The following is a 23868-nucleotide window of genomic DNA, read 5'->3' on the forward strand; positions in this document are numbered from 1 at the left end:
AAGCAGGGCACTTACATGTTCCTACTCGGGAGATTTTGCGCGTTAAACTTCTTCTAAAACTTCGAGAGCACCGCTACGCATAGTGTCAGCCCAATTGTTGAGAATTTCAAAGCCGAGATCAATCACTTTTGGCTCATAAAGTTTGGCAACCGTGTGACCTAGCGAAGTCAGAATTATTCCCTTCACCTGTATGGCGATCTTAGCCGCTCCGGTTACACATCGCGAACCATAGGCTACTTGGATTACATCTCCTTTACGAAACCCAAGTGAACTTGTCAGTAGGTTTCCGAGTAATCCAACTTCGTGAAGAATAAATGTGAGCTGACCTAGGGTAAGTTCCGACTCCAACGCGCAAGTTGATACTGTTCGGTCCGCATACTTATCCAAATCAGGTAAAACATGACGATAATTAAACTTTGGCGAGGCGTCTAAGATCGCTGCAAATGCGTGAAATATGGTTTCATCCATGGTTCCTATGAACCAAAGTCCGCGCTGACTAACACTTCCGACTGTCGACGACTCCAGCGCAAGTGCTCGTGCCAGAAGTTCTGCCCGCCAGGGCTCGTTCTGCTTACGTGCTAAGTCATTAAATCGGTCGAGCCATGCTATCGACGAGTCAGTGGAATCTTCTAAAGATTCTGCCATTGGGGTCCGGCCTTCTGGTACCTCGGGCACATGATCTATTGCCTTTTCATAAATTCTCAATTGACGGTAATCTCTCTCGGCCGCTTCTATATCCTGCCTTAAACGAATCCGCTCCTCTGGCGACGCGTCGCCATATTTCTCACGGAGCTTTTTGACGATCCCAACGTCATTCGGCCCTCTTCAATCACGAGCTCCTTAAATACCTCAACTTTGGCTAATCGAAGGTTATGCTGTGCATAGGCTTCAGATAGGCTAGTGGATTTCGAAAGGAGCAGGGGACCCAAGGATTTCACTAAGCGCAACACAACTTTAGCTTTTTCTGGAACTGAGGGGAGATTGAATGTCATGGAAATAAAGGGGTAACCGCCGAGATCGCTTATCAGATTATTGCACAGCTTTCTATCTCAGCGATGCGAATTTTTTTTGGGGGAAGGTCAGTCGAGCAGTAAAATATACTGGAATAACAGGTGGTTGTTCCGCCGGGGCGGGCGTGCGAGTAGCAACGCCCTCCGTTATGGTGCAGTTTATTGAGAGATTTTTACCAGCTTGCCATGCAGTGATGAAGGCACATCTTTCAGAAGGACAACGCGTAATTCCTTAGCTTCAGTAACCGCACCTTGTTTTGTTGGTTCTAATGTTACGTTAACTTCCTTGGTATAAGTGTCCACATGGCACCGGTCGCTGGATCGACAATCAGCAAACCTATGATCCCACCAAACAGGAGATTTCCGATGTACCAGCCATTCATCTTCGTATCAACAGTTATATTTTGTTCGTCATGACCATCCTTTCTAATCTTTACAGAGTATTTTTTGCCGCTGAAAAATCCTTTCTTTTTTCCAAGGGTAAAGAAGTAGGTGTCTTGCCTTCAAATATTTTGGTGCCTGACTCATCAGCAATCACGACACTTGCTTGATCAGGAGCGCTGCGGACATTCAAGGCTTCCGGCGAGCTTTGGCCCATGATCGTGGCACAACCGGCTAGAGCGGCAGAAGCAAGTAGAGCTGACATTATTTTCCACATCCTGTTTCCCATTTTTATTTATTCTTCCTATCAGTTAATAAAAAATACCCAGTGAAATGACCAGATAGTAACGAGGTCCCTTTTCTCCAATCTTTTCCCGTAACACAATCCTGTTAATAGCGATTTCTATCGCAATATCCGGGCAGCAGAGGGTAGCGCCCAAGAAACGAATGACGGGATAAGGTGGAACAGAGAGCTCAAAATGAACCTCTCCATCAATATCTGCAGCGTGGATTTTAGGTGTTATTGCTGAGCAAACGATTGGACTTAGGTACAGCCATCACTGTTTACGATATTTCAGACGTGGTTTTAGCAAAGAGAGCTGGATACGTTCGAGTGAGCTCGTTTGACCAGAACGTCGAGAGCCAGCTCGAAGCGATTCACCTAGACAAGGCATGCACCGACAAAGCATCAGGCAAGGATACAAACAGGCCCCAACTCCAGGCGGCCCTAATTACGCTCGCGCGGCGGATGCGCTTCTCGTCCATTCCATGGGCAGGCTGGCGCGCGAAGCTGAGGACATGCTCAGGCTTGTCAGCGAAATGAACGACCCTAGCGTATCGGTTGAATTTATTAAAGAGAAGCGAGCTTTATCGTCGGTAATGACGACGCGCGTTCTACCTGATGTTCACCATGCTCAGCGCATTGCACAGTTTGAGCGATCGCTCCCCAAGGAAAGGCAGCGTGAGGGTACAGCACTAGCAAAGGCGAAGGGAACCGCCTACAAGGGGAGAAAGCCAGGGCTTAAACACGTGATTTGATGACAGCGATGCTGACCGTGCAGGCTGGCGGGTCGAACAAAACATCTGTTGATAGCAGCATGAACACAACTTTGCAATAACCGTAAAACCCTTGAACTTGCTCCCGTTAAAACACTTCTGGACGAAAGAATTTATCTCTACTTTCTCCCAAGTTTCGCGGGTCTCCCGTTGACGTTCCCTGTGTGAAGACCTTAGCCCTCGCCCATCTACTCTCGACTTAGCAACAATTTAGGGACGATCTCGAGGATTCCCGCGGCCGTCAATACTTCCTCGCGGCTCATGCTCGCCACGGTATGACGCCAGTTTTCCATCCACCGGGATCGCGTAAAGTCGACGGATAAGTGATCATTATCGATCAGCCAGACCAGTCTTCGGATGACATCCTGAACCCGGGGCGCGCCCCCTGGGATATCAAAATAATGCAGCACCAGCTTCCCACGCAAGGCGCAGAAGTCGATTTCCTTGAATGTACGAAGCGCGAGGACGATATAGTCGACTAGGGATTGCCAATAGATGTCGTCGTGTTTTCTCCAGGATGGAATCACAAAGCGGTTATAGGCCGGATTGCTTTTTCCCCTCTGTGGCAGATCGCGCTCGAGCAGGACCTGCACTGGCAGGAGTTGGTCTTCCGCAACTTGCGACAGAACGACATCTAGGCGTTCCCGCTGCTGGACCCTCAGAATTTTTTCGATTTGATCAAGCAGGCGGCCTTGTCCCGGTTCATGGCTCACCGTTTCCAGAATATCCTGGAAGCTCAGATAAGACCGGGGATCGTTTGTCTGTGCCGTTGTATCAATATGCTTGTTCATGTGCACCTCCACAAGGTTTGCACGCCGCACCAGATGGACTGATATTCTCTTATTAGAGAATTTTAGTACGTGGATTGCATTTAGCCGAGAGTCTTGCGAAAGAAGCCTTCATATTCCTCTCCAAATCTGCAAGCTAAGGAAATCTGCGAGCAGGTGCTACCAACGACTCCGGCCAAAGGTATTCGGTCTGGGTACGAATTAACCCCGAATGTGTATTCGCCCTTATCCATCCTACATACGGGGTAATGCGGGTGAAGACCCCGTATTTTTTTGGGGCTCCGCAATCTCCCCAGCTTTTAACGCCGATTAAAAACTCTTGGCCATACTGACGAACCGTCGCGGGTCCTCCGCTGTCCCCATCACATGCGTCTGTTCTTCCGTCTTCATATCCGGCACATAGCATGGTGGCTGTAAGCGATTGACCGTGAGAATCAGGCTCCGAGCAGAGTTGGAGGGGTACTAACGGGGCTTCCGTTTCCATTAGGTCAAGTGATTTGACACCAAAGTCGTAGGTGTTACCCCATCCGCCAATTTTTACTTTTTCCTGATCATCAACTAGTCGCTGCTCCACTTCAATAGAAGGGAATTGGGGAGGAAAAATAGCGGTAGGGCTATCGAGAAACAGCAGTGCAAGATCGTTATCACGGGTATGCGGATCATAGGCCCCATGCACGACGACTGAAATTACTTGTTTCTTTCGGCCTCCCAAATTCAGGCTATTAGTACCTACCAACACAATTAATTCTGTTCCTTGCCGGCCAGCCACACAATGTGCGGCTGTAACCACCCACTGATCAGTAATAAGCGTTCCACTACAGAAGTGGGCGTAAATGGGATCTGGAATTGACGCGTTTAATAGCCCAACCTGCCACGGGCGGTCTCCAAAGGCCGCACTCCTTCCCTTTAATATTTTTGTATTAAGCGGCGCTTTACTCTGCCAATTTCGGAGCGCTCTTTCATATGGATCGGTATGATTTTCAGCGTTATCTGCACCGACTACTACTCGTGGGGAAAGTAGAAGAGTGAGGCAAAAGAGCATGGCCGCACCGATGAACGTTAATCTCTGGCTTATATCTTGGCTTATTTTCAGGTCGAAATGCGATGCGGAGTGCAAGTTGTATTCCTTCTCTTCTCAGTATGATGCGTCTTGGACAACCTCTCCGCTTTTTCGGCTCGCTGCTTTCTTTGATTTATTTCGCTCGATATCAAATCGATCTCTAAATAAATATCGATTGGCTACTACTGCAGATTTCTGCGGGTTGCTGTGCATCGCACAATGCCTCAAACTTCTTCCTCACCCGGCAGCGCTGGTTCTCCTGCCCTTATCTTGATCATGGGTCTGTAGGAACCGATCACCACTTATGCAAGCGAATCAAACGGACGGTCGCTTCCTCAATATTTAGGAGGTCAGAATCCATGATTTCGTTAAGCCGAAATGGAATGAACACTACCCGGGCTCGGAAAATTTCGACGATCAGAGTCCTATCCCAGGCAATTGGCGCTTTGGCGGTGGGCGCGATCGCCCTCGGTGCAATTGCAATCGCTGCGGTAGTCGTGGGTCGTCTGGCAATCGGTCGCGCCCGAGTCCGCAAATTGGAGATCGACGAGCTCGTTGTTGGACGCCTGCGCGTTACTGAAAAGTTTCAGGCTCCGCCAGCGCCTGGCCGGCAAAACCCGACTGTTCTCACGAGTGGCCAGGGGCCCCTGGCGCGACGCCCTGAAATCCACCGCGATCTTCCTATCAGTGATGCTCGAATATTAAATCTCGCTACAACGGACGTTTATGCAGAGCGATGAACAGGAAATCCGCCAGCTGGTTTCCACCTGGATGGCCGCAAGCAAGGCGGGGGATGTCGAAACGGTCCTGTCATTAATGGCAGATGACGTTATCTTTCTCATGTCGGGGGCAGGAGGTGATGCGCAAAGCCGACTTCGCTGCTGCTGCGCGTGCTCAATCGGGACAGGGGAACAAAGGCGCCCCGCAATTCGACGGCAGAAGCGAAATACGGGAGATCAAGGTTCTTGGGGACTGGGCCTTTATGTGGACAAAGCTTACTGTCATCGTTACCTCGCCCAGCGACGCGCAATCCATGACTCGCGCAGGCTATACGCTATCCATTCTCAAGAAACAGAGGGGAAAGTGGCTGCTGGCGCGAGATGCCAACATGCTCGCTCCCGTATCAAGCAAATGATATTTGGCACCTGCTCCTGGGCAGCGTGTCCGAGCGTAAGTGGCGCGATCAACGGACGACCCGTTACTGAAGGGCATCGAGGGCGTGGAGGAGCGTCGACGAGCTCGATGTCGAATTATTCATTTATCGCCACAAGCGGCCGGTATTGCGGCTGGCCAATCCCAAACGTTGGATAGCAGGTAACTGGACGAACCAGCAATGTCGTCAGGGAGGCGGGGGCTGCGATCAAGGCGATGGGTGCGCGTAATGGAGTTATCGCTTTCCGCGACGTGGATGGCGGTTTCTTCGGCACCTGACTTTTAACTCTGCAGCGAATTGGCTTCTGGAGTCGAATCCATCCCGGCGATCATTAGTCACAGCGTTCGGGAACATGTATCTCGGCAAACTATGGATTCATGGGATGACATCCATTACTCTGGGGGACTGCTTACATATTTTTAACGCATCGCACTAATTTTCTCGCTTTTTCTCATGATCGAGATCGTTCGCGTTGCCCTTCGGCGCCCGTATACATTTGTTGTACTAGCACTTCTGCTCCTGCTCATCGGCCCGCTTGTAGCGCTTCGCACGCCAACCGATATCTTTCCGGATATCCGCATCCCGGTGATTGCGGTGGTCTGGCAATATACTGGTCTGCCGCCGGATCAAATGTCAGGACGAATTACGACCCTGTTCCAACGCTCCCTGACCACGACCGTCAATGACATCGAGCATATCGAAGCAAATTCGTACACAGGCTCCGGTATCATCAAGGTCTTCTTTCAGCCGGGCGTAGACATAGCGGTTGCGAACGCGCAAGTGTCACTGCAATTTCGCAGACAGTTCTAAGGCAAATGCCATTAGGCACGACGCCCCCGCTGATTCTCACCTATAACGCCTCGACAGTTCCGATTCTTCAGCTCGCACTATCCCGCAAGGGTATGTCCGAGCAAGCCCTGGCTGATCTCGCACTCAACTCGGTCCGTATCCGGTTGATTACTGTGGCGGGTGCAGCGATTCCTTTTCCGTATGGCGGCAAAACGCGCCAGATATTGATCGACCTTGATCCGCCGGCACTGCAGGCACGCGGATTAACGGCGCAAGATGTTGGCAACGCACTTGCCGCACAGAACCTTATCACCCCAATTGGCACCCAGAAGATAGACGCATTTGAATATACGCTGCAGTTGAACAGTGCCGCGTCCGTAGTGCAGGACCTCGGTGATTTGCCGATCAAGGTTATCAATGGCTCAACGATTTATATCCGCGACGTAGCACAGGTACGCGATGGGAATGCGCCCCAGACCAACATCGTGCATGTTGACGGTACGCGCTCCGTAGTGATGACGGTACTGAAGAATGGCGTGACTTCCACACTTGCGATCGTCGCTGGTATCCGGTCGAAGCTGGTCGAGATCAAACCGGCTTTACCGGCCAATCTCCAGGTTGTGCCTATCAACGACCAGTCCTTGTTCGTACGCGCAGCAATCAAGGGCGTAGCATTGGAAGGCGCCATCGCCGCGGTACTGACAAGTGTCATGATATTGTTATTTCTCGGCAGCTGGCGCTCTACCGTTATTGTCGCGGTGTCGATTCCGCTATCGATCCTCGGTGCGATCATCTGCCTGGCTGCGCTCGGCGAAACCCTCAATATCATGACACTTGGTGGGCTTGCGCTAGCCGTTGGTATTCTTGTCGATGATGCCACAGTGACCATCGAGAGCATCAACCTTCATTTAGAAGAGGGCAAGGATATCGAGACCGCCATCATGGACGGCGCCACGCAAATCGCGACCCCGGCGTTCGTCTCGCTGCTGTGCATCTGCATAGTTTTCGTACCGATGTTCTTTCTAGAAGGTGTTGCGCGCTTCCTTTTTGTACCCATGGCAGTGGCGGTTATGTTATCGATAGCATGGTCGTTCCTCCTCTCTCGTACCCTGGTGCCGACCATGGCGAAATACCTGCTGCATTCGCATGCTCCTCACGACGAGCAGGAACAGCCGCCGCGCAATTCCTTGGTGCGTTTTCAGCGGCGCTTTGAAGCACGTTTCGAGTATGGCCGTGGCCGCTACCGCGAATACCTGACCCTCGCACTGGCACACCGCCGCATATTCGTCATCTGCTTTCTCGCTTTCGTGCTCGCCTCATTTTTACTGCTACCATTTCTTGGCCGCAATTTTTTCCCAGCGGTCGATAGCGGCCAGATCCTGATGCACGCGCGTACCCAGGTCGGTACACGGGTGGAAGAAACAGCGAACCAGTTCGCCGAGATCCAGAAAGCAATTCGTAAAATCATTCCACCGCACGAAGTTGAAGTAATAGTCGACAACATCGGTCTACCGCCCAGCAGCATCAATCTGACCTACAACAACACGGGAGTAATGGGTGCGCAGGATGGCGACATTCAAATCGCGCTGAAGCGAGGGCACCAGCCCACGGATGGCTATGTGCGCAAGTTGCGTGAAGAGCTTCCGCGCCAGTTTCCCGGAGTTACGTTTTCGTTCCCGCCGGCCGATATCGTCAGCCAGATCTTGAATTTCGGTTCGCCAGCGCCTATCGAGCTGCAGATCCGCGGCAACAATCTGGACGCGAGTTTTGATTACGCCAACTTGCTGCTGCCAAAAATACGGGCGATCACTGGCGTCGCCGACGTGCGTATCCAGCAATCGCGCAGGCAACCGGTCTTTGATGTCGACGTCGATCGTACACGCGCGCAACAGGTCGGCATTACCATGCGCGACATTACCTCGAGCCTGGTTGCCAACCTTGCCGGTAGCAGCCAGGTCGCTCCCACCTTCTGGTTAAATCCGCAAAACGGCGTGCAATATCCAATCGTAATACAGACGCCGCAATACCGCCTCGATACGCTCGCCGCACTTGCCGACTTGCCGGTCGGGGGCAGTGATGGCAATTCTCAGGTGCTCGGCGCCGTCGCCAACTTCACGCGTACCCGCGGCAATGCGTTGGTCAGCCAATACGACATCCAGCCACTGGTGCAAATCCATGCAACGACGCAAGGACGTGATCTCGGCGCGGTAGCGGTCGAACTGCGTCGCATTCTCGCCGATACAGCGAGTAACGTGCCGCAAGGGTCGACCGTCTCATTGCTGGGCCAGGTACGCACTATGGAGAGCGCATTTTCGGGTTTATTGTTCGGCCTGCTTGGGGCAACTGTGCTTATCTACCTACTGATTGTAGTGAACTTTCAATCGTGGGCCGATCCGTTCGTCATTATTACCGCATTGCCGGCAGCGCTTGCCGGCATCGTCTGGATGCTGTTCGTGACACACACGCCGATCTCTGTGCCGGCGCTAACCGGCGCGATCATGTGCATGGGTGTGGCAACCGCGAATAGCGTACTTATGATCAGCTTCGCGCGCGAACGTCTTGACGCGATCGGCGACGCGACCGCCGCCGCACTCGACGCCGGATTCGTACGTTCGCGGCCGGTTTTGATGACAGCCTTGGCGATGATCATCGGCATGGTGCCAATGGCGCTGGGCCTGGGTGAGGGCGGCGAGCAGAACGCGCCGCTCGGCCGCGCGGTTATCGGCGGCCTAGTCTTCGCAACTGTCGCAACACTGATCTTCGTCCCAGTTGTTTTCAGTATCGTACACGACAGAAACGGCAAGAAGTCCGCTCCAGGCCCCGTTGCCGGAGGAATACATGCCCCCTGACACTTCAGTTCCTAATGGGGCGCTACGCCAATTACGCCTCGCCGGTATTGTTGCCGCGGTTATCGTTTTAATCATCGTCGTTGCCGGTCTTTCCCTGCGAGCCTCAGACAGCGAGCAGTTGCGGAATTGGACCGAGGAGCAGGCAATTCCGTCCGTTGTTATTATCAAACCCGGCAAGCAGGGCGATACCCCGACCCTTGATCTACCCGGCCGACTTGAGGCCTATTCACGCGCGTCGCTTTATGCTCGTGTCAGCGGTTATTTGAAGAGCTGGAAAGTCGATATTGGCACTCCTGTCAAAGCTGGCCAATTGCTCGCCGAGATCGAGGCTCCGGACCTTGACCAGCAATTGTTGCAGGGGAAGGCCGATCTTGCCAGCGCGCGGGCGAACGCGTCGCTTGCTGAAATAACCGCAGCACGCTGGCAGCTACTGGTAAAGCAGAATTATGTGTCGAAACAGGTAGCCGATGAGAAGACGGGCGACTTCCTGGCCAAGCAGGCGCTGGCGAACTCTGCCCAGGCAAATCTCGACCGTTTGCAGGCATTGAAAAATTTTACCCGCATCGTTGCGCCATTCGATGGTCTCGTCACTGCGCGGAGAACTGACATCGGTGCGCTGATCAATGCCGGCAGCGGCGTGGGCCAGGAACTCTTCGAAGTATCAAAGACCGACACGTTGCGCGTCTATGTAAACGTGCCGCAGACCTACGTGCCAAGTATCCCACCTGGGGCCAAGGCGAGAATTACGGTGCCGGAACGCCCAGGCAAAGTTTATGCTGCAGCCGTTGCTGCGTCGGCGCAGGCGGTCAATATCGCGTCAGGCGCAACACTGATGCAGATTCTGGTCGATAACGCGAACGGAGAACTTCTGCCAGGCGCATTCGCTAACATAAGTTTCGATCTGCCTCACAACTTTGAGGTGTTAAGCGTTCCTGCAAGCGCACTGATGTTCGACAAGGCCGGTCTCCGTGTTGCTACGGTGGGGCCGGACAGCAGGGTTATACTGAAGGTAGTCACGATCATGCGCGATCTCGGCAAGCTCATCGAATTGAGTTCGGGGCTTGCCCCAGACGATCGCGTCATTGAAACTCCGCCGGATGGTATTGCCGAGGGTGATCTCGTGCGCATCGCTGGTACCCCGAAAAAGGCTGGTGGCGTGGAGGGTTCGTCCGAGTAGCAAAGGCCACTACTGAGGGGGTGGGGACTCGGCAACCCACACGGGGAGATGGTTGAGTTTTACATGCAGTTGCCACATTTCAGCCCCGGGTGAAGGATCAATACGGCTGTATCGTCGCCCGGGTGACTTGCGACGGAATTGACGCTAACGCCGAACAGGTGAAACGCGGGATGACCTCGGTCTATCGCAGATACGCCATGACCTTAATCTGTATGTGCTACAGCATGACGCGAAGGTGGCGAAACGGGGAGGCTGGTTTGCGCACGCTTCTATTTCGCCATACCCTTTCCGTGGAGCGCAAAGTAAAGCATGAGGACAACTACGAGGAGGTTTAATGTCAATGCGGTCAGGCCGAGCCAAGTGACGTGTTCACGCAATTCGAGAAGCTCAAAGGGTATATAAATCCCTCCGCTTACCGCTGAAACCCATTGGGCCCACTTCTTGTAATACCAGAGACCATAAGCTTCTACAAACCGAACAAGGACATATATCCCCACCCCAGCCGCGATTAAGGGTATCCGGGGACTAGTTATCTGCCCAGCCAGATCAAGGAAGATGCGAGGATACCGGGAACCGGGGTTGAGGTGGGAATGCGCTACCCACTGCTCGGCAATACGTTGAGCGTCGTGATGAGCCAAGGAAAGCAAGCCAAACCCGACCAGTAATACCAGCCTGCCTTTAGAAGCCTCAATGAGCGCGACTGTTCGCAATGTTTTTGAAGCGGCAGCCTGGGAAATACCGAATGGCATACAGGAATATTATCCTATCTCCATAGGAGCAAAATAATTTCCCCGTTAGGTTCCGCACCTAACCCTTAATCTCGCCCTTGATTTATCTGAGTGGAGAACGTCTTAGGCTGCCGCCCTACCCGGGCGTCTATTAGCAAGCCAATCTCTTTTCAAACCCACCGAACGCGTGATTCTTGTCGCTCATTACCCATAATTAAAATATGGATAAATCCATTAGTCTGCTACTATCTCATTGCGGGAGCGCTGCTAATCCTGCGACCCCGACCCGGCCCGGTGCCCTCTTGGCCGGGTTTTTTATCGCTATGAAGTAAATGTTTTTGCTTTTTTCATGAATTACTCCCGATGAATGTTGCAGCGTAAGGATGCCCAATTTTCACCACAGGCCATACGCTATTAGCTTCGAAGTCTAGGGAGGACTCAACGCTTCATAGGTTGAACGACTTCAAATACTATGTAATAGAAAATACCTGCTCTAAATGGTCAATAATCTGTATTGCCTCATTTCTATCTATCAGGACCGTCTCTGACACGTTGTCATCTTCGTCCTCTATCGAGAGACGCACCGTTTTTTCTGTGCTTACGTTATCATCCAGAATCAACACTCTTGGCGCATTATAATTCTTCGGCCAGATCTCCATGGGGCGCTCCTGTGTAGTAGTAGGTAAAGCTCTTACAGGACCTTCCTCACGGGCCGGCGTCTCTGTTTCTTGGTCTCCTGTGTCGCTCATGTCGATGCTTGCCAGTTTCTCCCTACTTTCTTGTTTGCCTACTTCAAAAGGCTAAAAACAAAAGCAGCCACAAGCCCGCCAATTGTGGGGCCGATCACGGGAACGTACGCATAACCCCAGTCACTATCCCTTTTATTTGATATTGGCAATATGGCATGCATAATGCGGGGTCCCAGGTCGCGCGCGGGGTTCACGGCAAAACCGGTGGGACCGCCCAGCGACAAGCCAATGGCAAAAAGCAACAAGGCCACGGGCAGGGCGTCCAGCGCGCCAAGGCTAGCCTGTGGCGAAGCAATGCTCATGACCCCGAATACGAGTACGAATGTGCCAACAGCTTCGGCAACAAGATTGTCAACCGGGCTTCTTATCGCTGGGCCTGTGCAAAAAGCGGCCAGTTGCGCATCCGGATCCGCTGTTTGATCGAAATGCTGACGGTATGTGATCCATACGAGGAGTGCGCCCAGCATGGCGCCCAAAAATTGCCCGATAGCATAGACCGGTACATCGGCCCAAGAAAATTTACCGGCAGCAGCTAGCCCAATGCTTACGGCGGGGTTCAGATGCGCGCCACTGCTCGCGGCGACGGCGTAAACGGCAACGAATAACGCAACGCCCCAACCTGCTGCAATTGTCAGCCACCCGCTATTGTTGCCCTTCGATTTACTCAATACCACATTGGCTACGACACCATTGCCCAACAAGACTAACAGGAAGGTTCCAATCAATTCACCGAGAACAGGAGCCATCATAATCACCCTTAAGTTAAGTACGTTAAGCGCGAATACCCCTTTGACCCGTTTATGAAATACCGTTTTCCATGAAGTTTTCCTGGCAATCACAAACCCGGCTGTTAGGGGAAACAAGTTCTTTCAAGACAGCACGTCGTTGCTCATCCGGTCACATGCGAATCCTCTTGCGGTCGAGTCCAGTGTGCCCAGGGCGCCCACGGCGATGGGCAAGCGGTTCCGCCGAGCCCAAGCGGCTCGGCAAGACTTGGAAATGTTTGGGACGTTCATCCGCATTAACCTTGAACCAGTGCTCCAGCGATATTCCATCATTTGAACTTGTCCGGCTAAATGTTGCGCCTCACCTTAAGAATAGGAAATACTGATCCTTTCTGCTTGCTTTTATCAAGGTGCCCTTCCTCATGCGCACGCCGGGGAACCGGCTACATTGAGGAAATCTGACCTGCCTGCACGGGGCGAAGCGCCCCCCGCGGGGCCATGAAATATCCAAACACTAGCTTCCTACCCGGTCGGCGTTGACTGCCGCTTATATCAATATTGAATCTGTCGAGGCTTACCTGAGGATCCCGCTCCAGACCGTTTTCTGTACGGCGAGGAGCGAAGTCCCGGTATAGCATGAGCTACAATTGACTAACTTTATTTTGGATCATTAACGGGGGGAATATTGTGACTCTGGCAACCGATCAAAATCTCGACCCCGATAAACTTTCTCCAAATGGGAGACGCATGCTCGCCCTTCGGGACGAGGTCCTGACGGAATGGATAAAAAGAGTACGTGAAACGGTCACGGAAGCCGAGCAATTGCCTCAACCTATCCTGATCAATACCTTCCCCTCCCTATACGACAACCTTGCAGAGGCTATCTCACCCGCCTACCCCAGAGCCACGGGAAATGAAGGTAACACTGTAGCTAGCGAACATGGCGGCGAGCGGGCGCGCCTGACGAACTACAATGCTCGTTCGGTTATTTCAGAGTATCAACTATTGAGATGGTCGATTTTCGATGTTCTGAAGTGGAATGGTGTCCAGCTTCACGATGACGAAATTTTTGTGATCAATGCCTCTATGGACGGATCGGTAGGTGAGTCTGTCACTGCTTTCGCACTTGCGCAGGCGGCGCTGCGCGAAAAATTCATCGCAGCCCTTACGCATGACCTGCGAAATCCTTTATCGAATGCAAACGCATATGCTCAGCTTATCCAGCGCTCCTCAGATTTAGCAAAGATGAAGGAGTTTGCGGACCAAATTGTCGACAACCTGAGGCGAATGGATGAAATGATTCAGGAGCTACTCGATTCCGCCATGTTCCAAAGCGGAGAAAGGCTGCGCCTGCGCCTGGAGGAATTCGACCTACAAGATGTGGCGAAGGAAGTGTGTGATCAGTTCGCGGCCAGATATGGGCCGCGCTTTCAGCTCACGGGCGACAAACCCCGAGTCTGGTGGGATCGAACGGCCACCCAACGGGCAATGGAAAATGTTATGGGCAACGCAGTGAAATATGGTGCTCCTGATACCCCTATAACGGTCAAGATCGCCTTGCTGGGCGAGCGCGTGATGCTGTCGGTGCATAACGAGGGAGAGCCTATTCCTCCCGAGCAGATGGAGAATATATTTCAGGTGTTTCGGAGAGCAGACGCTTCAAAAGAAGGCAACATAGAAGGTTGGGGGATAGGCTTGCCTTACGTTCGCAGTGTGGCGGAAAGCCATGGCGGAAGTGTCGCAGTCGACAGTGCAGTAAGCCGGGGAACGACATTCGTAATAGATATTCCGCTCGACGCGAGGCCATTGCAAAGTGCTTTGACACTAGGGGGAAAACCAGATTGATCCGGGGACAGCAAAGCTCGGGGTGTAATGACCGCCATTCAAATCAAAAGACTTTCTAGCCCCTGCTGCCCGTTGCGTCCGACATTGCGGCGACATCGGTTTCACGATAATCAGCGAGCCTTCCGAAGCTGATCAGCTGTTAGCAAGAGCTCTTGCCGGTCAGTTTCCTGGAAGACGCTTTGCTTGAGCAAATAAAAGCGCTCGCCTCTATCGCCGCCGACGCCTCTTGCTTTTAAGTCGATGGCGTCAGCGGTGTCCAACTTGACGAACCATTGAAGTGAACTGTCAGATCTACAAGCTATACTGTTCCCGTCAAGATCAGGATCAAAACGATAAGCAACACTAATCCGATGCCACCGCTGGGTCCATAACCCCAGCCGCTGCTATAGCCCCAGGTCGGAATCACACCCACGAGCGCAAGCACTAGCAGAATCACAAGAACGGTTCCAATAGTCATTTCGCTTCTCCTCGTTTTGGTTTCACTCTAAGGCCCCCTTGTTTGGACGGCACGCTACCGACCTGACCGATTCCGATGAGCTGATCATCGGTAATGGAGGTGAAATGGCAACTGCAGTCGCGTCCCCCATCTTTCAACCGATTGTCGCTCCTTATCCCAAGTTTCTCTGTTCGATGGCGAACGAAATTCTATCCTCGGGCATTCATATCAAAGTTGGCAAAGCGGGATTTGGAATTCGGGCTGCTGCTCGGTTATGGCGGTCAGCTGCCCATCATCAAGCAATAATCGAGGGGAAAAACCGAGGCGGGAGAAACGCCATCCTTGCTGCCTTCGCACCCTTTAAAGATCGCTATACTGGAATTACCCCGTTTTGAGCGGGTTCCAATTCAGGAGAAAAGCCATGCCTTACCACAGCGCGAATGACCTTCCAGACAATGTCAGGAACGTACTGCCCAAGCACGCTCAGGAAATATATCTGGCCGCGTTCAATAACGCCTGGGATGAGTACAAGGACCCGGAAGAGCGAAGGGGGGATGCGAGTCGGGAAGAGACAGCGCACAAGGTCGCCTGGGCGGCGGTGAAAAAGGAATATGAAAAACGCGGCGATGAGTGGCGGAAGAAGGACTGAACCCAGCAGCGAGGGGAAACCCTGGCGGAGCGGCCATCGGTCGAAGGGTTGTCCGTCATAACCGGTGGGGAACTGTTTTTAAGCCTTGCAGCGCTAGTTGAGCGGGTCCAGGGGCAGGTGCATCTCTTTCGCTTTAGCCAGAATGGCTGCTGACGACCGTCCCAGTTTAAGTCCGATTCGTCTTACCGGAACATTCAGGCGCACAAGGGTTTGCAAGGTGGCGATTTGTTCCGCCGTCCAGGGCTTCCCGGAATTGCGCGCCATTTTTCGCCGGTCGAGTTGGCGTCTTTCCCCTACTCTCCGGTCATGTTCATACTGCGGCTGCCCGGATTCATTGGTGGGCTCTTCCGCCCTGCAGACCTCTTTCACGATCTGGAGCGCGCGGCGGCGGTCGGAACTCCGCCGATCGCCCGATGGCGACGCTTCCGAAAGCGCCTCCAGCAACTCAACGAATTCAGCTCGGGTATCGGTGGGCAAGGCTCCAACGAGCGCTTCGAGAATATCCTGAGAGCGTCTGTATTCCTCCAGCCTCAGGCTTGAGATTTCTTGTCTTAGTTCCATTATTCGTTGGCTGACCGCATCTTCCCTGTCTTTCATGACTACGAATACTTCCTTCAAAATACATTAATAGACTAACAGCGGAGGCACTTATACTTCCCCAATTCCGCTTTCGTACCCCTTCTTTTCTGATCGAACGGCAAATTAACGTCTTGAGTGCAGCGCCAGAAGGACCCGATGCTCAACCGCCGTTCTTGCAGCTTTTGATATCCTCCTTGACAGTCTTGCCGTCTTTCAGCACGACGGTTTGCCGAATGGTCTTGCACCCGCGGCTGTCGCCTTGTTGCGAGGCCTGCACGACTTCAGCCTTGCCGCTCACCCCGCTCTCAGCGTTGCTGAAGGTTTGTGGTTGTTCAGTCTCGTATGCCCGCTGCGATGCCTCGGCCATCTTCTGTTTGTCGTCCTTGCCAAGGTAGCCGCCAATGGATGAGCCGAGGTAGTAGCCTCCTACGCCCCCGGCTATCGCGCCCACGATCTGTCCGGCTGTGCCGCCCACATACTGGCCAAGGTAGCTTCCTCCGATTGATCCGGCGATGCTGCCGATCACTCCGCCAGCGCGTCGGGTTTCGGCTGATTGGCATGCGGACAGCAGCATGACCAGTGCGACGATCAATAACCGTTTTAGCCTTATGCCAGAGATTGAAAGACTATCCATCTCGTTCCTCCAGAAACCCGATCTGAGCCGGACGATTCTAACCGGCTATTTAATGGTCGAATTGGGTATCAGCCCCGTTTTTTAAGCTCTATTTGGTACTAACAGCAAATCCATTATATTGCACAGCTTGTTTGACAATTTGCCCTTGGCCGACGTACATTTCGTCGAAAGCTCGTGTTACGCACCTCTTATCGAAGAATTTCCATGAAAATAACAAAAATCATTCGCTTGGCAGTGGTTTTGGCTGTGCTTCCCGCTCTTTCTGGATGCTGGTACCTGGTCGCGGGAGGGGCCGGCGCTTACGGCGGATACAAGATGAAAGAGAAAGGGTACACCTTACAGAACCCCATCGCGAAGGAGAAGACCAGTAAGCAGTAAATAGCCGTTTAGCCGAATGCTGGGAGTGCCGTGCCACGTTAGCACAGCTCTATCGTTCTATCTACCGCCATTGTAGCCCAGGCGTAGCCTGGAAACGCGTGCATGTCATTTCTTCGTTTTTGCCCATTCATCGGCTTGCCGATGTGCCTCGGCGACCTGTACCGGCGTCATGAGTTTTTCCATCAGTTCGCGGTTTTCCTGCGCATCCTCATAGCCGCCCGCGCTGGCAATGCTGAACCATTTATCGGCTTCAACATAGTCCTGTTTAACCCCATTGCCCTTGTAGTACAGCACCCCGAGATTGGTTTGTGCTCCCGGGTGATCTTGTTCCGCCGCCTTTTGATACCAGGAAAGGGCCTGGGAGTAATCCTGCGGCACACCCTCGCCGTTGTCATGCTTCACGCCCAGGCTGTATTGGGCCCTCGCATAGCCCTGCTCAGCCGCCTTCCGATACCAGTTTAGCGCTTCCTGTTCGTCCTTTACGATGCCTCGGCCGCTGTCATAGCGCACCCCCAGGTTGTACTGGGCGTCCGGATCACCCTGCTCAGCCGCTTGGCGGTACCAATACACGGCCTTCTGATCATCCTGTATAACGCCCTTTCCGACCGCATACATGACGCCAAGGTTGAACTGGGCCGGGGCATAACCGCCTTCCGCGCCCTTGCGGTACCACGCAACCGCCTCGTAATCGTCCTGTGCTATTCCCCGTCCTTTTGCATACACCACGCCGAGTTTGAACTGCGCCCGCGCATATTCCTGCTCCGCGGCCTTGCGATACCAGAACGCGGCGTGCTGCTGGTCCTGCGCAATGCCGGTGCCGCCGGAGTACATGAGGCCAAGATTGAACTGCGCATCGACATTGCCCTGTTCGGCTGCTTTCCGGTACCAGGACACCGCTTCCGAATCGTTCTGCGCAATCCCACGGCCCTTCGCGTATAGAACCCCGAGTGCGTATTGCGCATCCGCGTAGCCCTGCTCGGCCGCTTTGAGATACCATGATGCCGCTTGCTGATCGTCCTCCGGCACTCCCTGGCCTTTCAGATACATGAAGCCCAGAATCGCCTGCGCAGGTGCATGCCCCTGCTCTGCGGCTTTAATATACCAGGATACCGCTTGCTGATAATCCTGCGGTACGCCCTGGCCCTTCGCGTACATGACGCCCAGGTTATGCTGGGCTACGGCGTACCCGTGCCCGGCTGCCCTGAGGTACCAGAACAGGGCCTGCTGGTAATCCTGTGGAACTCCCTGGCCTTTCAAATGCATGAAGCCCATCATGGATTGCGCCGGCACATCCTCTTGCTCTGCCGCTTTCCGATACCAGTGTGCCGCGCGGGCGAAATCCTGCTCGACACCGCGGCCTTTCGAATACATGACTCCCAGGTTGAACTGGGCATCCGCATTTCCGTCCTCCGCCGCCTTCCTGAACGATTGCACCGCTCTCGCGTAATCCTTGCTGAGGACGAACTGCATTCCATCTTCGAAGTCCCCCGCGACTGCGGCTGCCGACAGGAGCAGCCACGCCAGTGCCCCCGCCCATTGTCGAGTCGATAACAGCATTTTTTTGTTCAGCATAATCCCGCCCAGCCACAAGGCCGGGGAGCAGTGCCGCCTTCCCGAAGGTAGCGGTCAAATGGAAATATAAGTATTCCCCGCAAAAAACAAACTTTCATGAATCGCGCAGATAAGCCGGCAATGGTGATGTAGAACGACATTCTATCGCGGATGAGTCCCCAAAAACTTCCCTGCCGCATGCAGCCAGCTAAATTTTAGCCGCTCTCTGAACGGCGCGCTAAGCACGCCCTGGCTCCGCGAGTGTCCCCGCAATTTGGAACATTCTCTATTGGGCTTCCATTCCGCGAATGCGAACCCGCTCAATCATACGTCCGGGAAATCAAACGGAGGGGGCAGTGTTCCGGCCATGGTGGACATCAAGGAATCATTGAGGATAGGGGCCACGGAATTACCGCTGTCGAAGGAAACGATTCAAGGGGCATGAACACTGAGCCGACTGAACCATTCTTCTGCTTTATCTTTTATCGGACATCGGCCCGTCCGGGATAAATTTCAGTACGTTGCCATTTATACAATAGCGCCGATGATGCGGGGGTGGGCCGTCATCGAATACATGGCCGAGGTGTATGCCGGAGCTTGCGCTACGCACTTCCACCCGCCGCATGCCGTGCGAATTATCAACATGCAGTGTCACAGAGCCTTCCATCGGTTCGAAGAAGCTGGGCCATCCCGTGCCGCTTTCGAATTTTGTATTGCTGAGAAAGAGTGTTTCCCCGGTAATAGGATCAACAAACCGGCCCGGCCGTTTTTCATCAAGGTTGGATGCAGTAAAGGGCGGCTCTGTGCCCTGCTGGAAAGCGATTTTTCGCTGTTCCGGGGACAGCAAGTGGAATCCCAACCATTTCCAGAAATTGGCTTTCTCGCCGTTATACCCGGTATAGCGGGCGACCTCACTACCTTTCTCGAACATGACGATGGTAGGTGCGGCGAACAAGGGTTTTTCCAGTGTCCAGCCAGAGGGCGGATTGCTCGTCATGGTGGCAGCAACCGGAACATCCGCTTGCCATTGGTTGAATATTTCCTCGTTGAATCGCCTGCAGAACTCGCAATTCTCGGCCTCGAAGACGACCAGCTGGCGCGCCAGATTCAAATTGCCGCCATTCAAGGGCTCGTCTGAAATACTCATGGCCGCACCCGATACCGCTGTGGCCGCCCCAGTCCGGGCGCCCTTTGCTGGTATCCCAGGATACTTCACTCCGGTGCCGCCGAGTCCGCAATATCCGTCCGGGTTCTTTTTCAGGTAATCCTGATGGTACTTCTCGGCCGTTATGTAATTTTTCAAAGGCAGGATCTCGGTGGTGATCTTGCCGAATCCCGCATCGGTCAGCGCTTTCTGATACACATCGAGGGTTGCCACCGCTACACTTTTCTGGCCCTCCCTATTGAAATAAATGGCGCTGCGGTAATTGCTGCCGATGTCGTTGCCCTGGCGATCGCCCTGGGTGGGATCATGATTTTCCCAAAATTTTTCCAATACCGTTTCCAGGGATACCCGTGTTGGATCGAAGGTCACCTTCACCACTTCCGCATGGTTGCGTGCAGTCATTCTGCCGGCCCTCAGCATTTTTTCATGGGCTAGGACATCCTCATAACCTACCTCGGAGCGATCACCCCCGGCATATCCGCTCTCCACGTCAATGACCCCGGGTATTTCTCCCATGCGTTTTTCCGCTCCCCAAAAACAGCCCATGCCGAAGACAATGTAATCCCCCCTGGAACTGGCTGCATGAGTCGGTGTTGCGGAACTGGGTGTCACGGTCTTTTCCATCGCAAATGCTGTCATGATAATAATCGAACCGATTGTCGCGGCAATCGCGGTTTTCATCGCATGTCTCTGACATTTAATCGTTGAAATTGGACATTTCGTCGCATTTTTGGTTCGTCGTCCGCTACCGTGAGTGAGAGCTACAGCGGTCCCGCATGCAGTCAGAAATTAGCCTATGGGGCGGGGCCAGGATTATAGCGATGGGAATTTCCTGGAGAACGGCTAAACGTTGAAAACGATGCTTGCGCTTGAGTGCTGATTTACCGCATTGATGGCTGAACCTCGCCTCCAATGAAGGAAAAGGAAATCTCAGCGTGCGGCGCAGGCCTTGAGCGCGTCCCATGCGGCGTCGCTCTCGTATTTCTTGCCATTTATATTGGCGACTACGGTTGCGTTATCGGTTCTTTTCAGCATCAGGTCGAATGAATAATTGGGATAGGCGCCGTGTCCAGCACTGGTATCCTGCCTGGATGCATACACCTTGGGTTGTGGAGTCGTATAACTATAACTTATGACCGCATCTGGGTTCTCGGGGGAGTTACGCGCGTACGTGCCCGGTAGCGTGTCGCGTGGGTAGGCATAGATTTCGGTGGCCTCCATATCTCGATACGTGCGTACATCATATTGAAGTCCACGGATCAACCACCGGCTATCGGATCGCAGCTCATTTAACACGCATCGCGCCAGAACCGGATGTGTTCCCGTGAACTTTGCCCCATAGGTTTCCCGTGTCTCTTTTAAACCGAGTCCCGCGCAACCTGTCACAAACAATGTCGGCAAAAGCGGAATCAGAATGATGGAGCACTTGCTCATGCATACCTCCAACCATCGCACCTCAAAGGCGAACCTTGTATGGGTGAAAAAGTCTCTGAATGAGATCAACTATTGTCCTGCATTCGTCTTTGAGGGATGGGCTGGAAGCCTTCGACGTCTTCTCGTCTATGCGGTCACTGCATCCCGCGTCATGTAAACTAGGCTAAATATACCCGCTTGTAAAGTATCATCTAATTACGAATAAGCGCATGCGTTCAGGACGAGGATTTCCCGCAAGACAGGCCCGGTGGGGCGCGAACAAGTTTCCCGCTATCGAGTTGAGCGAGGAGGGTGGCGTGCGCTGCCTTCATCTGGGCAGCAGCATGGTGCAAAGCGCGATGCTGCTGAAAGCGCCCAATGACCTGCAACTGGTATACACCCAGTACATGATGGGTTTTTTGCTGTTTCATCCTCATCCCCGAGACATTTTGATGATCGGCCTCGGCGGCGGCTCGCTGGCCAAATTCGTATACCACAGCCTGCCGCTGACCCGGACCGTCGTGGTCGAAATCAACCCGGAAGTGGTTGCGGTGGCTCGCAGTTACTTTTTTGTGCCGGGTGATGACGACCGTCTGCAGGTACGGATCGCCGAAGGAAGCGAATACCTCGCGGGCCATCCAGAGACCGCAGATGTCGTGATGGTGGACGGTTTCGACGAAGGCTGTCAGGTGTCGGCGCTGTGTACCACGGATTTCTATGACTCCGCTCGCGTCGCGCTGAAACGAAACGGTGTACTGGTGGTCAATCTGCTCAGCAGAGACAAGAGGTTCCACGATTACATGAGCCGCATCGAGAACAGTTTCAATGGACGCGTCGCGTCGGTAATGGTTGAGCCGCATGGAAATGTGATCGTCTTTGCTTTCAAGCACAGCCCCGGCAAACGGGTTTGGGAAAATCTGGCGTCGCGCGCGTGCGATCTCGAAACAGAACTCGCTTTGCCCTTCACCCGGTTTGTCACCAAGCTACAGCGGAGCAGTCCCGTATGAATTTCGCACCCGAGCTCAGCCATGCCGCTGTGGGCTGTGGTAAAGTTTTGGGTTGGTGTAAAATGGAAAAAAGGCAACGAAAGGAGACAAGAGATGCCACAACTGTACGAATCCGAGCACACAAAATTCATGCGCGAATTATTTGAGAAAAACCCGCGACTGCCGCAAGCTCAGAAAGAGGCGCGAGCGATCTGGTGGGATAAAAAACTCGACCTCGATGAGCGCAAGCGCTTCAAGGAGGCGGGTGTTCCACAGAAAGCCTACGTCTATTTCGGCAAATAATTAGGGAAATAAGCGGAGGGTTTGACGTATTCATACGCGAGGTCCCGCGCTTCCGCACTCCTCGCGATCCCGCACACGTCGATAAACCGCATTAAGGGGGGGTGGGCGGGGATGAGCGCTTGCAAGCGCTCACCAAGGTACTAAAGCGCCAAAGAACTAAAGCGCTTCGAATACACCAGCGGCGCCCATGCCGGTGCCCACGCACATCGTGACCATACCGTATTTCTGATTATGCCGTCGCAGCCCATGCAGCAATGTCGCGACACGGATGGCGCCGGTCGCGCCCAGCGGATGACCAAGCGCAATTGCACCACCCAATGGGTTCACCTTGTTACGATCCAGTCTCAGATCGTTGATGACTGCCAAGCTCTGCGCCGCAAAGGCTTCGTTCAATTCGATCCAGTCGAGATCCTCCTGTTTCAGTCCAACCTGCTTCAGTGCTTTCGGTATCGCCTTGATCGGGCCAATGCCCATGATTTCCGGCGGCACACCCGCTACTGAGTAACCAAGGAAGCGTGCGATAGGGGTGAGATTGAAACGTTTTAGCGCGGCCTCGCTCGCCACGATGACCGCGCCCGCGCCGTCCGACGTCTGCGAGCTGTTGCCTGCCGTCACCGAGCCGTTGGCGGCGAACACCGGTTTTAACTTCGAAAGCACCTCGGGCGTCGTACCGGGGCGCGGTCCTTCGTCCGTCTCCCGCACCACCGATACCTCGCGAATATCATGGGAGGCCAGATCAGGGCGCTTCTCCTCCACCGTATAGGGTGCGATTTCCTGCTTGAATTCCCCTGTTGCGGTAGCCTTGAGCGCTTTTTCATGGCTGGCTACGGCAAATTCATCCTGAGACTCCCGGCTGACGTGCCATCGCTGCGCAACTTTTTCCCCTGTTATACCCATTCCATAGGCAATCGCGACGTTCTCGTCATGCTGGAATATCGCTGGGTCAAATGATACCTTGTTGCCCATCATGGGTACCATGCTCATGCTTTCCGTCCCGGCGCCGATGATTACGTCCGCGTGGCCCAGGCGGATGCGGTCCGCGGCCAGCGCCACCGCTTGCAGTCCGGATGCACAAAAGCGATTGATGGTCATCCCCGGCACGCTATCCGGCAGCCCCGCCAACAGGAGCGCAATGCGCGCGACATTCATGCCCTGTTCCGCCTCAGGCATGGCGCAGCCCGCAATCACGTCGTCGATTGCCGCCCGATCAAGCCCCGGGCACTGATGCACTGCTGCTTTCAATACATGTGCCAACATGTCGTCCGGGCGCACGGTTTTGAACATGCCTCGCGGCGCCTTGCCAACCGGTGTTCGCACGGCAGCAACGATATAGGCATCCTGAATTTTATCGGTAGCCATCGAATCTCCTTGGGAATCCCCTTAGCGTTTAACTTGTGTTCATCATCGCTGCCGCAGCCCCCTGCCCTGCGTGACGTTACCCTTTCCAAGGGCATGAGGAGGCAT

22 protein-coding genes and 2 pseudogenes are annotated in these 23868 nt (G+C 53.6%); 10 read left to right on the plus strand and 14 right to left on the minus strand.

Going from position 1 to position 23868, the window contains the following annotated elements; genetic code table 11:
* Window positions 1-42 precede the first annotated feature (42 nt).
* The gene (locus BM022_RS08065) at window positions 43-645 is read right to left on the minus strand and encodes a hypothetical protein (RefSeq protein ID WP_256209054.1); all 603 of its coding nucleotides are present in this window, start codon (window positions 643-645) and stop codon (window positions 43-45) included.
* Window positions 646-1443: 798 nt separating this feature from the next.
* Window positions 1444-1656, minus strand: coding sequence for a hypothetical protein (locus BM022_RS15985; protein WP_256209055.1), 213 nt, complete (start codon window positions 1654-1656; stop codon window positions 1444-1446).
* Between the two features lie 315 nt (window positions 1657-1971).
* On the opposite strand from BM022_RS15985, the pseudogene BM022_RS16385 reads away from it, so the two are divergent.
* Window positions 1972-2429, plus strand: a pseudogene (locus tag BM022_RS16385) (recombinase family protein).
* Window positions 2430-2635: 206 nt separating this feature from the next.
* Here BM022_RS16385 and BM022_RS08085 read toward each other — a convergent pair.
* Both BM022_RS08085 and BM022_RS08090 read right to left on the minus strand, forming a co-directional pair.
* A complete protein-coding gene (locus tag BM022_RS08085) occupies window positions 2636-3238 on the minus strand; it encodes a hypothetical protein (protein WP_091138364.1) in 603 nt (200 codons plus the stop codon).
* A 133-nt stretch (window positions 3239-3371) separates the two neighbouring features.
* Window positions 3372-4352, minus strand: a complete 981-nt coding sequence (locus BM022_RS08090) for a serine protease (RefSeq protein WP_091138366.1) — start codon at window positions 4350-4352, stop codon at window positions 3372-3374.
* A 326-nt stretch (window positions 4353-4678) separates the two neighbouring features.
* Here BM022_RS08090 and BM022_RS15490 point away from each other — a divergent pair, with 326 nt between their 5' ends.
* The 4 genes and pseudogenes from BM022_RS15490 (at window position 4679) to BM022_RS08110 (ending at window position 10263) form a co-directional block, all read left to right on the plus strand.
* Window positions 4679-5035, plus strand: coding sequence for a hypothetical protein (locus BM022_RS15490; protein WP_218146857.1), 357 nt, complete (start codon window positions 4679-4681; stop codon window positions 5033-5035).
* A gap of 119 nt (window positions 5036-5154) precedes the next feature.
* Entirely contained in the window at window positions 5155-5430 is a 276-nt protein-coding gene (locus tag BM022_RS08100) for a Cif family virulence factor (protein WP_218146858.1), read from the plus strand.
* Window positions 5431-5901: 471 nt separating this feature from the next.
* A pseudogene (locus BM022_RS08105) lies at window positions 5902-9086 on the plus strand (efflux RND transporter permease subunit).
* On the plus strand, window positions 9076-10263 hold the full coding sequence (locus BM022_RS08110) for an efflux RND transporter periplasmic adaptor subunit (protein ID WP_091138367.1): 1188 nt from the start codon (window positions 9076-9078) through the stop codon (window positions 10261-10263). Before BM022_RS08105 ends, BM022_RS08110 begins: the two are co-directional and overlap by 11 nt.
* Window positions 10264-10532: 269 nt before the next feature.
* Here BM022_RS08110 and BM022_RS08115 read toward each other — a convergent pair whose 3' ends face one another.
* From BM022_RS08115 to BM022_RS08125, 3 genes are all read right to left on the minus strand, one after another.
* A complete protein-coding gene (locus BM022_RS08115; RefSeq protein WP_143079552.1) occupies window positions 10533-11012 on the minus strand; it encodes a DUF2127 domain-containing protein in 480 nt (159 codons plus the stop codon).
* A gap of 449 nt (window positions 11013-11461) precedes the next feature.
* Window positions 11462-11740, minus strand: a complete 279-nt coding sequence (locus tag BM022_RS08120; RefSeq protein WP_143079553.1) for a hypothetical protein — start codon at window positions 11738-11740, stop codon at window positions 11462-11464.
* A gap of 38 nt (window positions 11741-11778) precedes the next feature.
* Window positions 11779-12489, minus strand: coding sequence for an MIP/aquaporin family protein (locus tag BM022_RS08125; RefSeq protein WP_256209056.1), 711 nt, complete (start codon window positions 12487-12489; stop codon window positions 11779-11781).
* Between the two features lie 663 nt (window positions 12490-13152).
* Here BM022_RS08125 and BM022_RS08130 point away from each other — a divergent pair.
* Entirely contained in the window at window positions 13153-14310 is a 1158-nt protein-coding gene (locus BM022_RS08130) for a sensor histidine kinase (protein ID WP_091138372.1), read from the plus strand.
* 298 nt (window positions 14311-14608) lie between these two features.
* On the opposite strand, the gene BM022_RS08135 is transcribed toward BM022_RS08130, so the two are convergent.
* Window positions 14609-14767 carry a DUF3309 family protein gene (locus tag BM022_RS08135; RefSeq protein WP_091138374.1) on the minus strand — a complete coding sequence of 53 codons (159 nt, stop codon included), beginning with the start codon at window positions 14765-14767 and terminating at the stop codon, window positions 14609-14611.
* Between the two features lie 400 nt (window positions 14768-15167).
* Here BM022_RS08135 and chaB point away from each other — a divergent pair, with 400 nt between their 5' ends.
* Window positions 15168-15395 carry a putative cation transport regulator ChaB gene (chaB, locus tag BM022_RS08145; RefSeq protein WP_091138377.1) on the plus strand — a complete coding sequence of 76 codons (228 nt, stop codon included), beginning with the start codon at window positions 15168-15170 and terminating at the stop codon, window positions 15393-15395.
* A gap of 93 nt (window positions 15396-15488) precedes the next feature.
* On the opposite strand, the gene BM022_RS08150 is transcribed toward chaB, so the two are convergent.
* Window positions 15489-15992, minus strand: a complete 504-nt coding sequence (locus BM022_RS08150) for a hypothetical protein (protein ID WP_091138379.1) — start codon at window positions 15990-15992, stop codon at window positions 15489-15491.
* Between the two features lie 142 nt (window positions 15993-16134).
* Window positions 16135-16608 (minus strand): hypothetical protein, encoded by a 474-nt coding sequence (locus tag BM022_RS08155; RefSeq protein WP_256209057.1) that lies wholly within the window; start codon window positions 16606-16608, stop codon window positions 16135-16137.
* A gap of 204 nt (window positions 16609-16812) precedes the next feature.
* Here BM022_RS08155 and BM022_RS15495 point away from each other — a divergent pair, with 204 nt between their 5' ends.
* Entirely contained in the window at window positions 16813-16986 is a 174-nt protein-coding gene (locus tag BM022_RS15495; RefSeq protein ID WP_177191661.1) for a hypothetical protein, read from the plus strand.
* Window positions 16987-17091: 105 nt separating this feature from the next.
* On the opposite strand, the gene BM022_RS08160 is transcribed toward BM022_RS15495, so the two are convergent.
* From BM022_RS08160 to BM022_RS08170, 3 genes are all read right to left on the minus strand, one after another.
* Complete coding sequence (locus BM022_RS08160) at window positions 17092-18558, minus strand: SEL1-like repeat protein (RefSeq protein ID WP_091138381.1); 1467 nt, start codon at window positions 18556-18558, stop codon at window positions 17092-17094.
* A gap of 454 nt (window positions 18559-19012) precedes the next feature.
* Entirely contained in the window at window positions 19013-20383 is a 1371-nt protein-coding gene (msrA, locus tag BM022_RS08165; protein ID WP_091138383.1) for a peptide-methionine (S)-S-oxide reductase MsrA, read from the minus strand.
* Window positions 20384-20632: 249 nt separating this feature from the next.
* Window positions 20633-21136, minus strand: a complete 504-nt coding sequence (locus BM022_RS08170) for a hypothetical protein (protein WP_091138384.1) — start codon at window positions 21134-21136, stop codon at window positions 20633-20635.
* A gap of 209 nt (window positions 21137-21345) precedes the next feature.
* Between BM022_RS08170 and BM022_RS08175 the strand changes: the two genes are divergently transcribed.
* On the plus strand, window positions 21346-22122 hold the full coding sequence (locus BM022_RS08175) for a polyamine aminopropyltransferase (protein ID WP_091138386.1): 777 nt from the start codon (window positions 21346-21348) through the stop codon (window positions 22120-22122).
* 93 nt (window positions 22123-22215) lie between these two features.
* On the plus strand, window positions 22216-22404 hold the full coding sequence (locus BM022_RS08180) for a DUF3460 family protein (protein WP_091138472.1): 189 nt from the start codon (window positions 22216-22218) through the stop codon (window positions 22402-22404).
* A gap of 156 nt (window positions 22405-22560) precedes the next feature.
* On the opposite strand, the gene BM022_RS08185 is transcribed toward BM022_RS08180, so the two are convergent.
* Entirely contained in the window at window positions 22561-23763 is a 1203-nt protein-coding gene (locus BM022_RS08185) for an acetyl-CoA C-acyltransferase (protein ID WP_091138387.1), read from the minus strand.
* Window positions 23764-23868: the final 105 nt, after the last annotated feature.

The organism is Nitrosospira sp. Nsp14 (genome assembly GCF_900113575.1).
Taxonomy (GTDB): domain Bacteria; phylum Pseudomonadota; class Gammaproteobacteria; order Burkholderiales; family Nitrosomonadaceae; genus Nitrosospira.

Coding starts and splice junctions, on each gene's coding strand:
- BM022_RS08065 (WP_256209054.1), bottom strand. CDS start 645: ATGGCAGAATCTTTAGAAGATTCCACTGACTCGTCGATAGCATGGCTC.
- BM022_RS15985 (WP_256209055.1), bottom strand. CDS start 1,656: ATGTCAGCTCTACTTGCTTCTGCCGCTCTAGCCGGTTGTGCCACGATC.
- BM022_RS08085 (WP_091138364.1), bottom strand. CDS start 3,238: ATGAACAAGCATATTGATACAACGGCACAGACAAACGATCCCCGGTCT.
- BM022_RS15490 (WP_218146857.1), top strand. CDS start 4,679: ATGAACACTACCCGGGCTCGGAAAATTTCGACGATCAGAGTCCTATCC.
- BM022_RS08100 (WP_218146858.1), top strand. CDS start 5,155: ATGCGCAAAGCCGACTTCGCTGCTGCTGCGCGTGCTCAATCGGGACAG.
- BM022_RS08110 (WP_091138367.1), top strand. CDS start 9,076: ATGCCCCCTGACACTTCAGTTCCTAATGGGGCGCTACGCCAATTACGC.
- BM022_RS08115 (WP_143079552.1), bottom strand. CDS start 11,012: ATGCCATTCGGTATTTCCCAGGCTGCCGCTTCAAAAACATTGCGAACA.
- BM022_RS08120 (WP_143079553.1), bottom strand. CDS start 11,740: ATGAGCGACACAGGAGACCAAGAAACAGAGACGCCGGCCCGTGAGGAA.
- BM022_RS08125 (WP_256209056.1), bottom strand. CDS start 12,489: ATGATGGCTCCTGTTCTCGGTGAATTGATTGGAACCTTCCTGTTAGTC.
- BM022_RS08135 (WP_091138374.1), bottom strand. CDS start 14,767: ATGACTATTGGAACCGTTCTTGTGATTCTGCTAGTGCTTGCGCTCGTG.
- chaB (WP_091138377.1), top strand. CDS start 15,168: ATGCCTTACCACAGCGCGAATGACCTTCCAGACAATGTCAGGAACGTA.
- BM022_RS08150 (WP_091138379.1), bottom strand. CDS start 15,992: ATGAAAGACAGGGAAGATGCGGTCAGCCAACGAATAATGGAACTAAGA.
- BM022_RS08155 (WP_256209057.1), bottom strand. CDS start 16,608: ATGGATAGTCTTTCAATCTCTGGCATAAGGCTAAAACGGTTATTGATC.
- BM022_RS15495 (WP_177191661.1), top strand. CDS start 16,813: ATGAAAATAACAAAAATCATTCGCTTGGCAGTGGTTTTGGCTGTGCTT.
- BM022_RS08160 (WP_091138381.1), bottom strand. CDS start 18,558: ATGCTGAACAAAAAAATGCTGTTATCGACTCGACAATGGGCGGGGGCA.
- msrA (WP_091138383.1), bottom strand. CDS start 20,383: ATGAAAACCGCGATTGCCGCGACAATCGGTTCGATTATTATCATGACA.
- BM022_RS08170 (WP_091138384.1), bottom strand. CDS start 21,136: ATGAGCAAGTGCTCCATCATTCTGATTCCGCTTTTGCCGACATTGTTT.
- BM022_RS08175 (WP_091138386.1), top strand. CDS start 21,346: ATGCGTTCAGGACGAGGATTTCCCGCAAGACAGGCCCGGTGGGGCGCG.
- BM022_RS08180 (WP_091138472.1), top strand. CDS start 22,216: ATGCCACAACTGTACGAATCCGAGCACACAAAATTCATGCGCGAATTA.
- BM022_RS08185 (WP_091138387.1), bottom strand. CDS start 23,763: ATGGCTACCGATAAAATTCAGGATGCCTATATCGTTGCTGCCGTGCGA.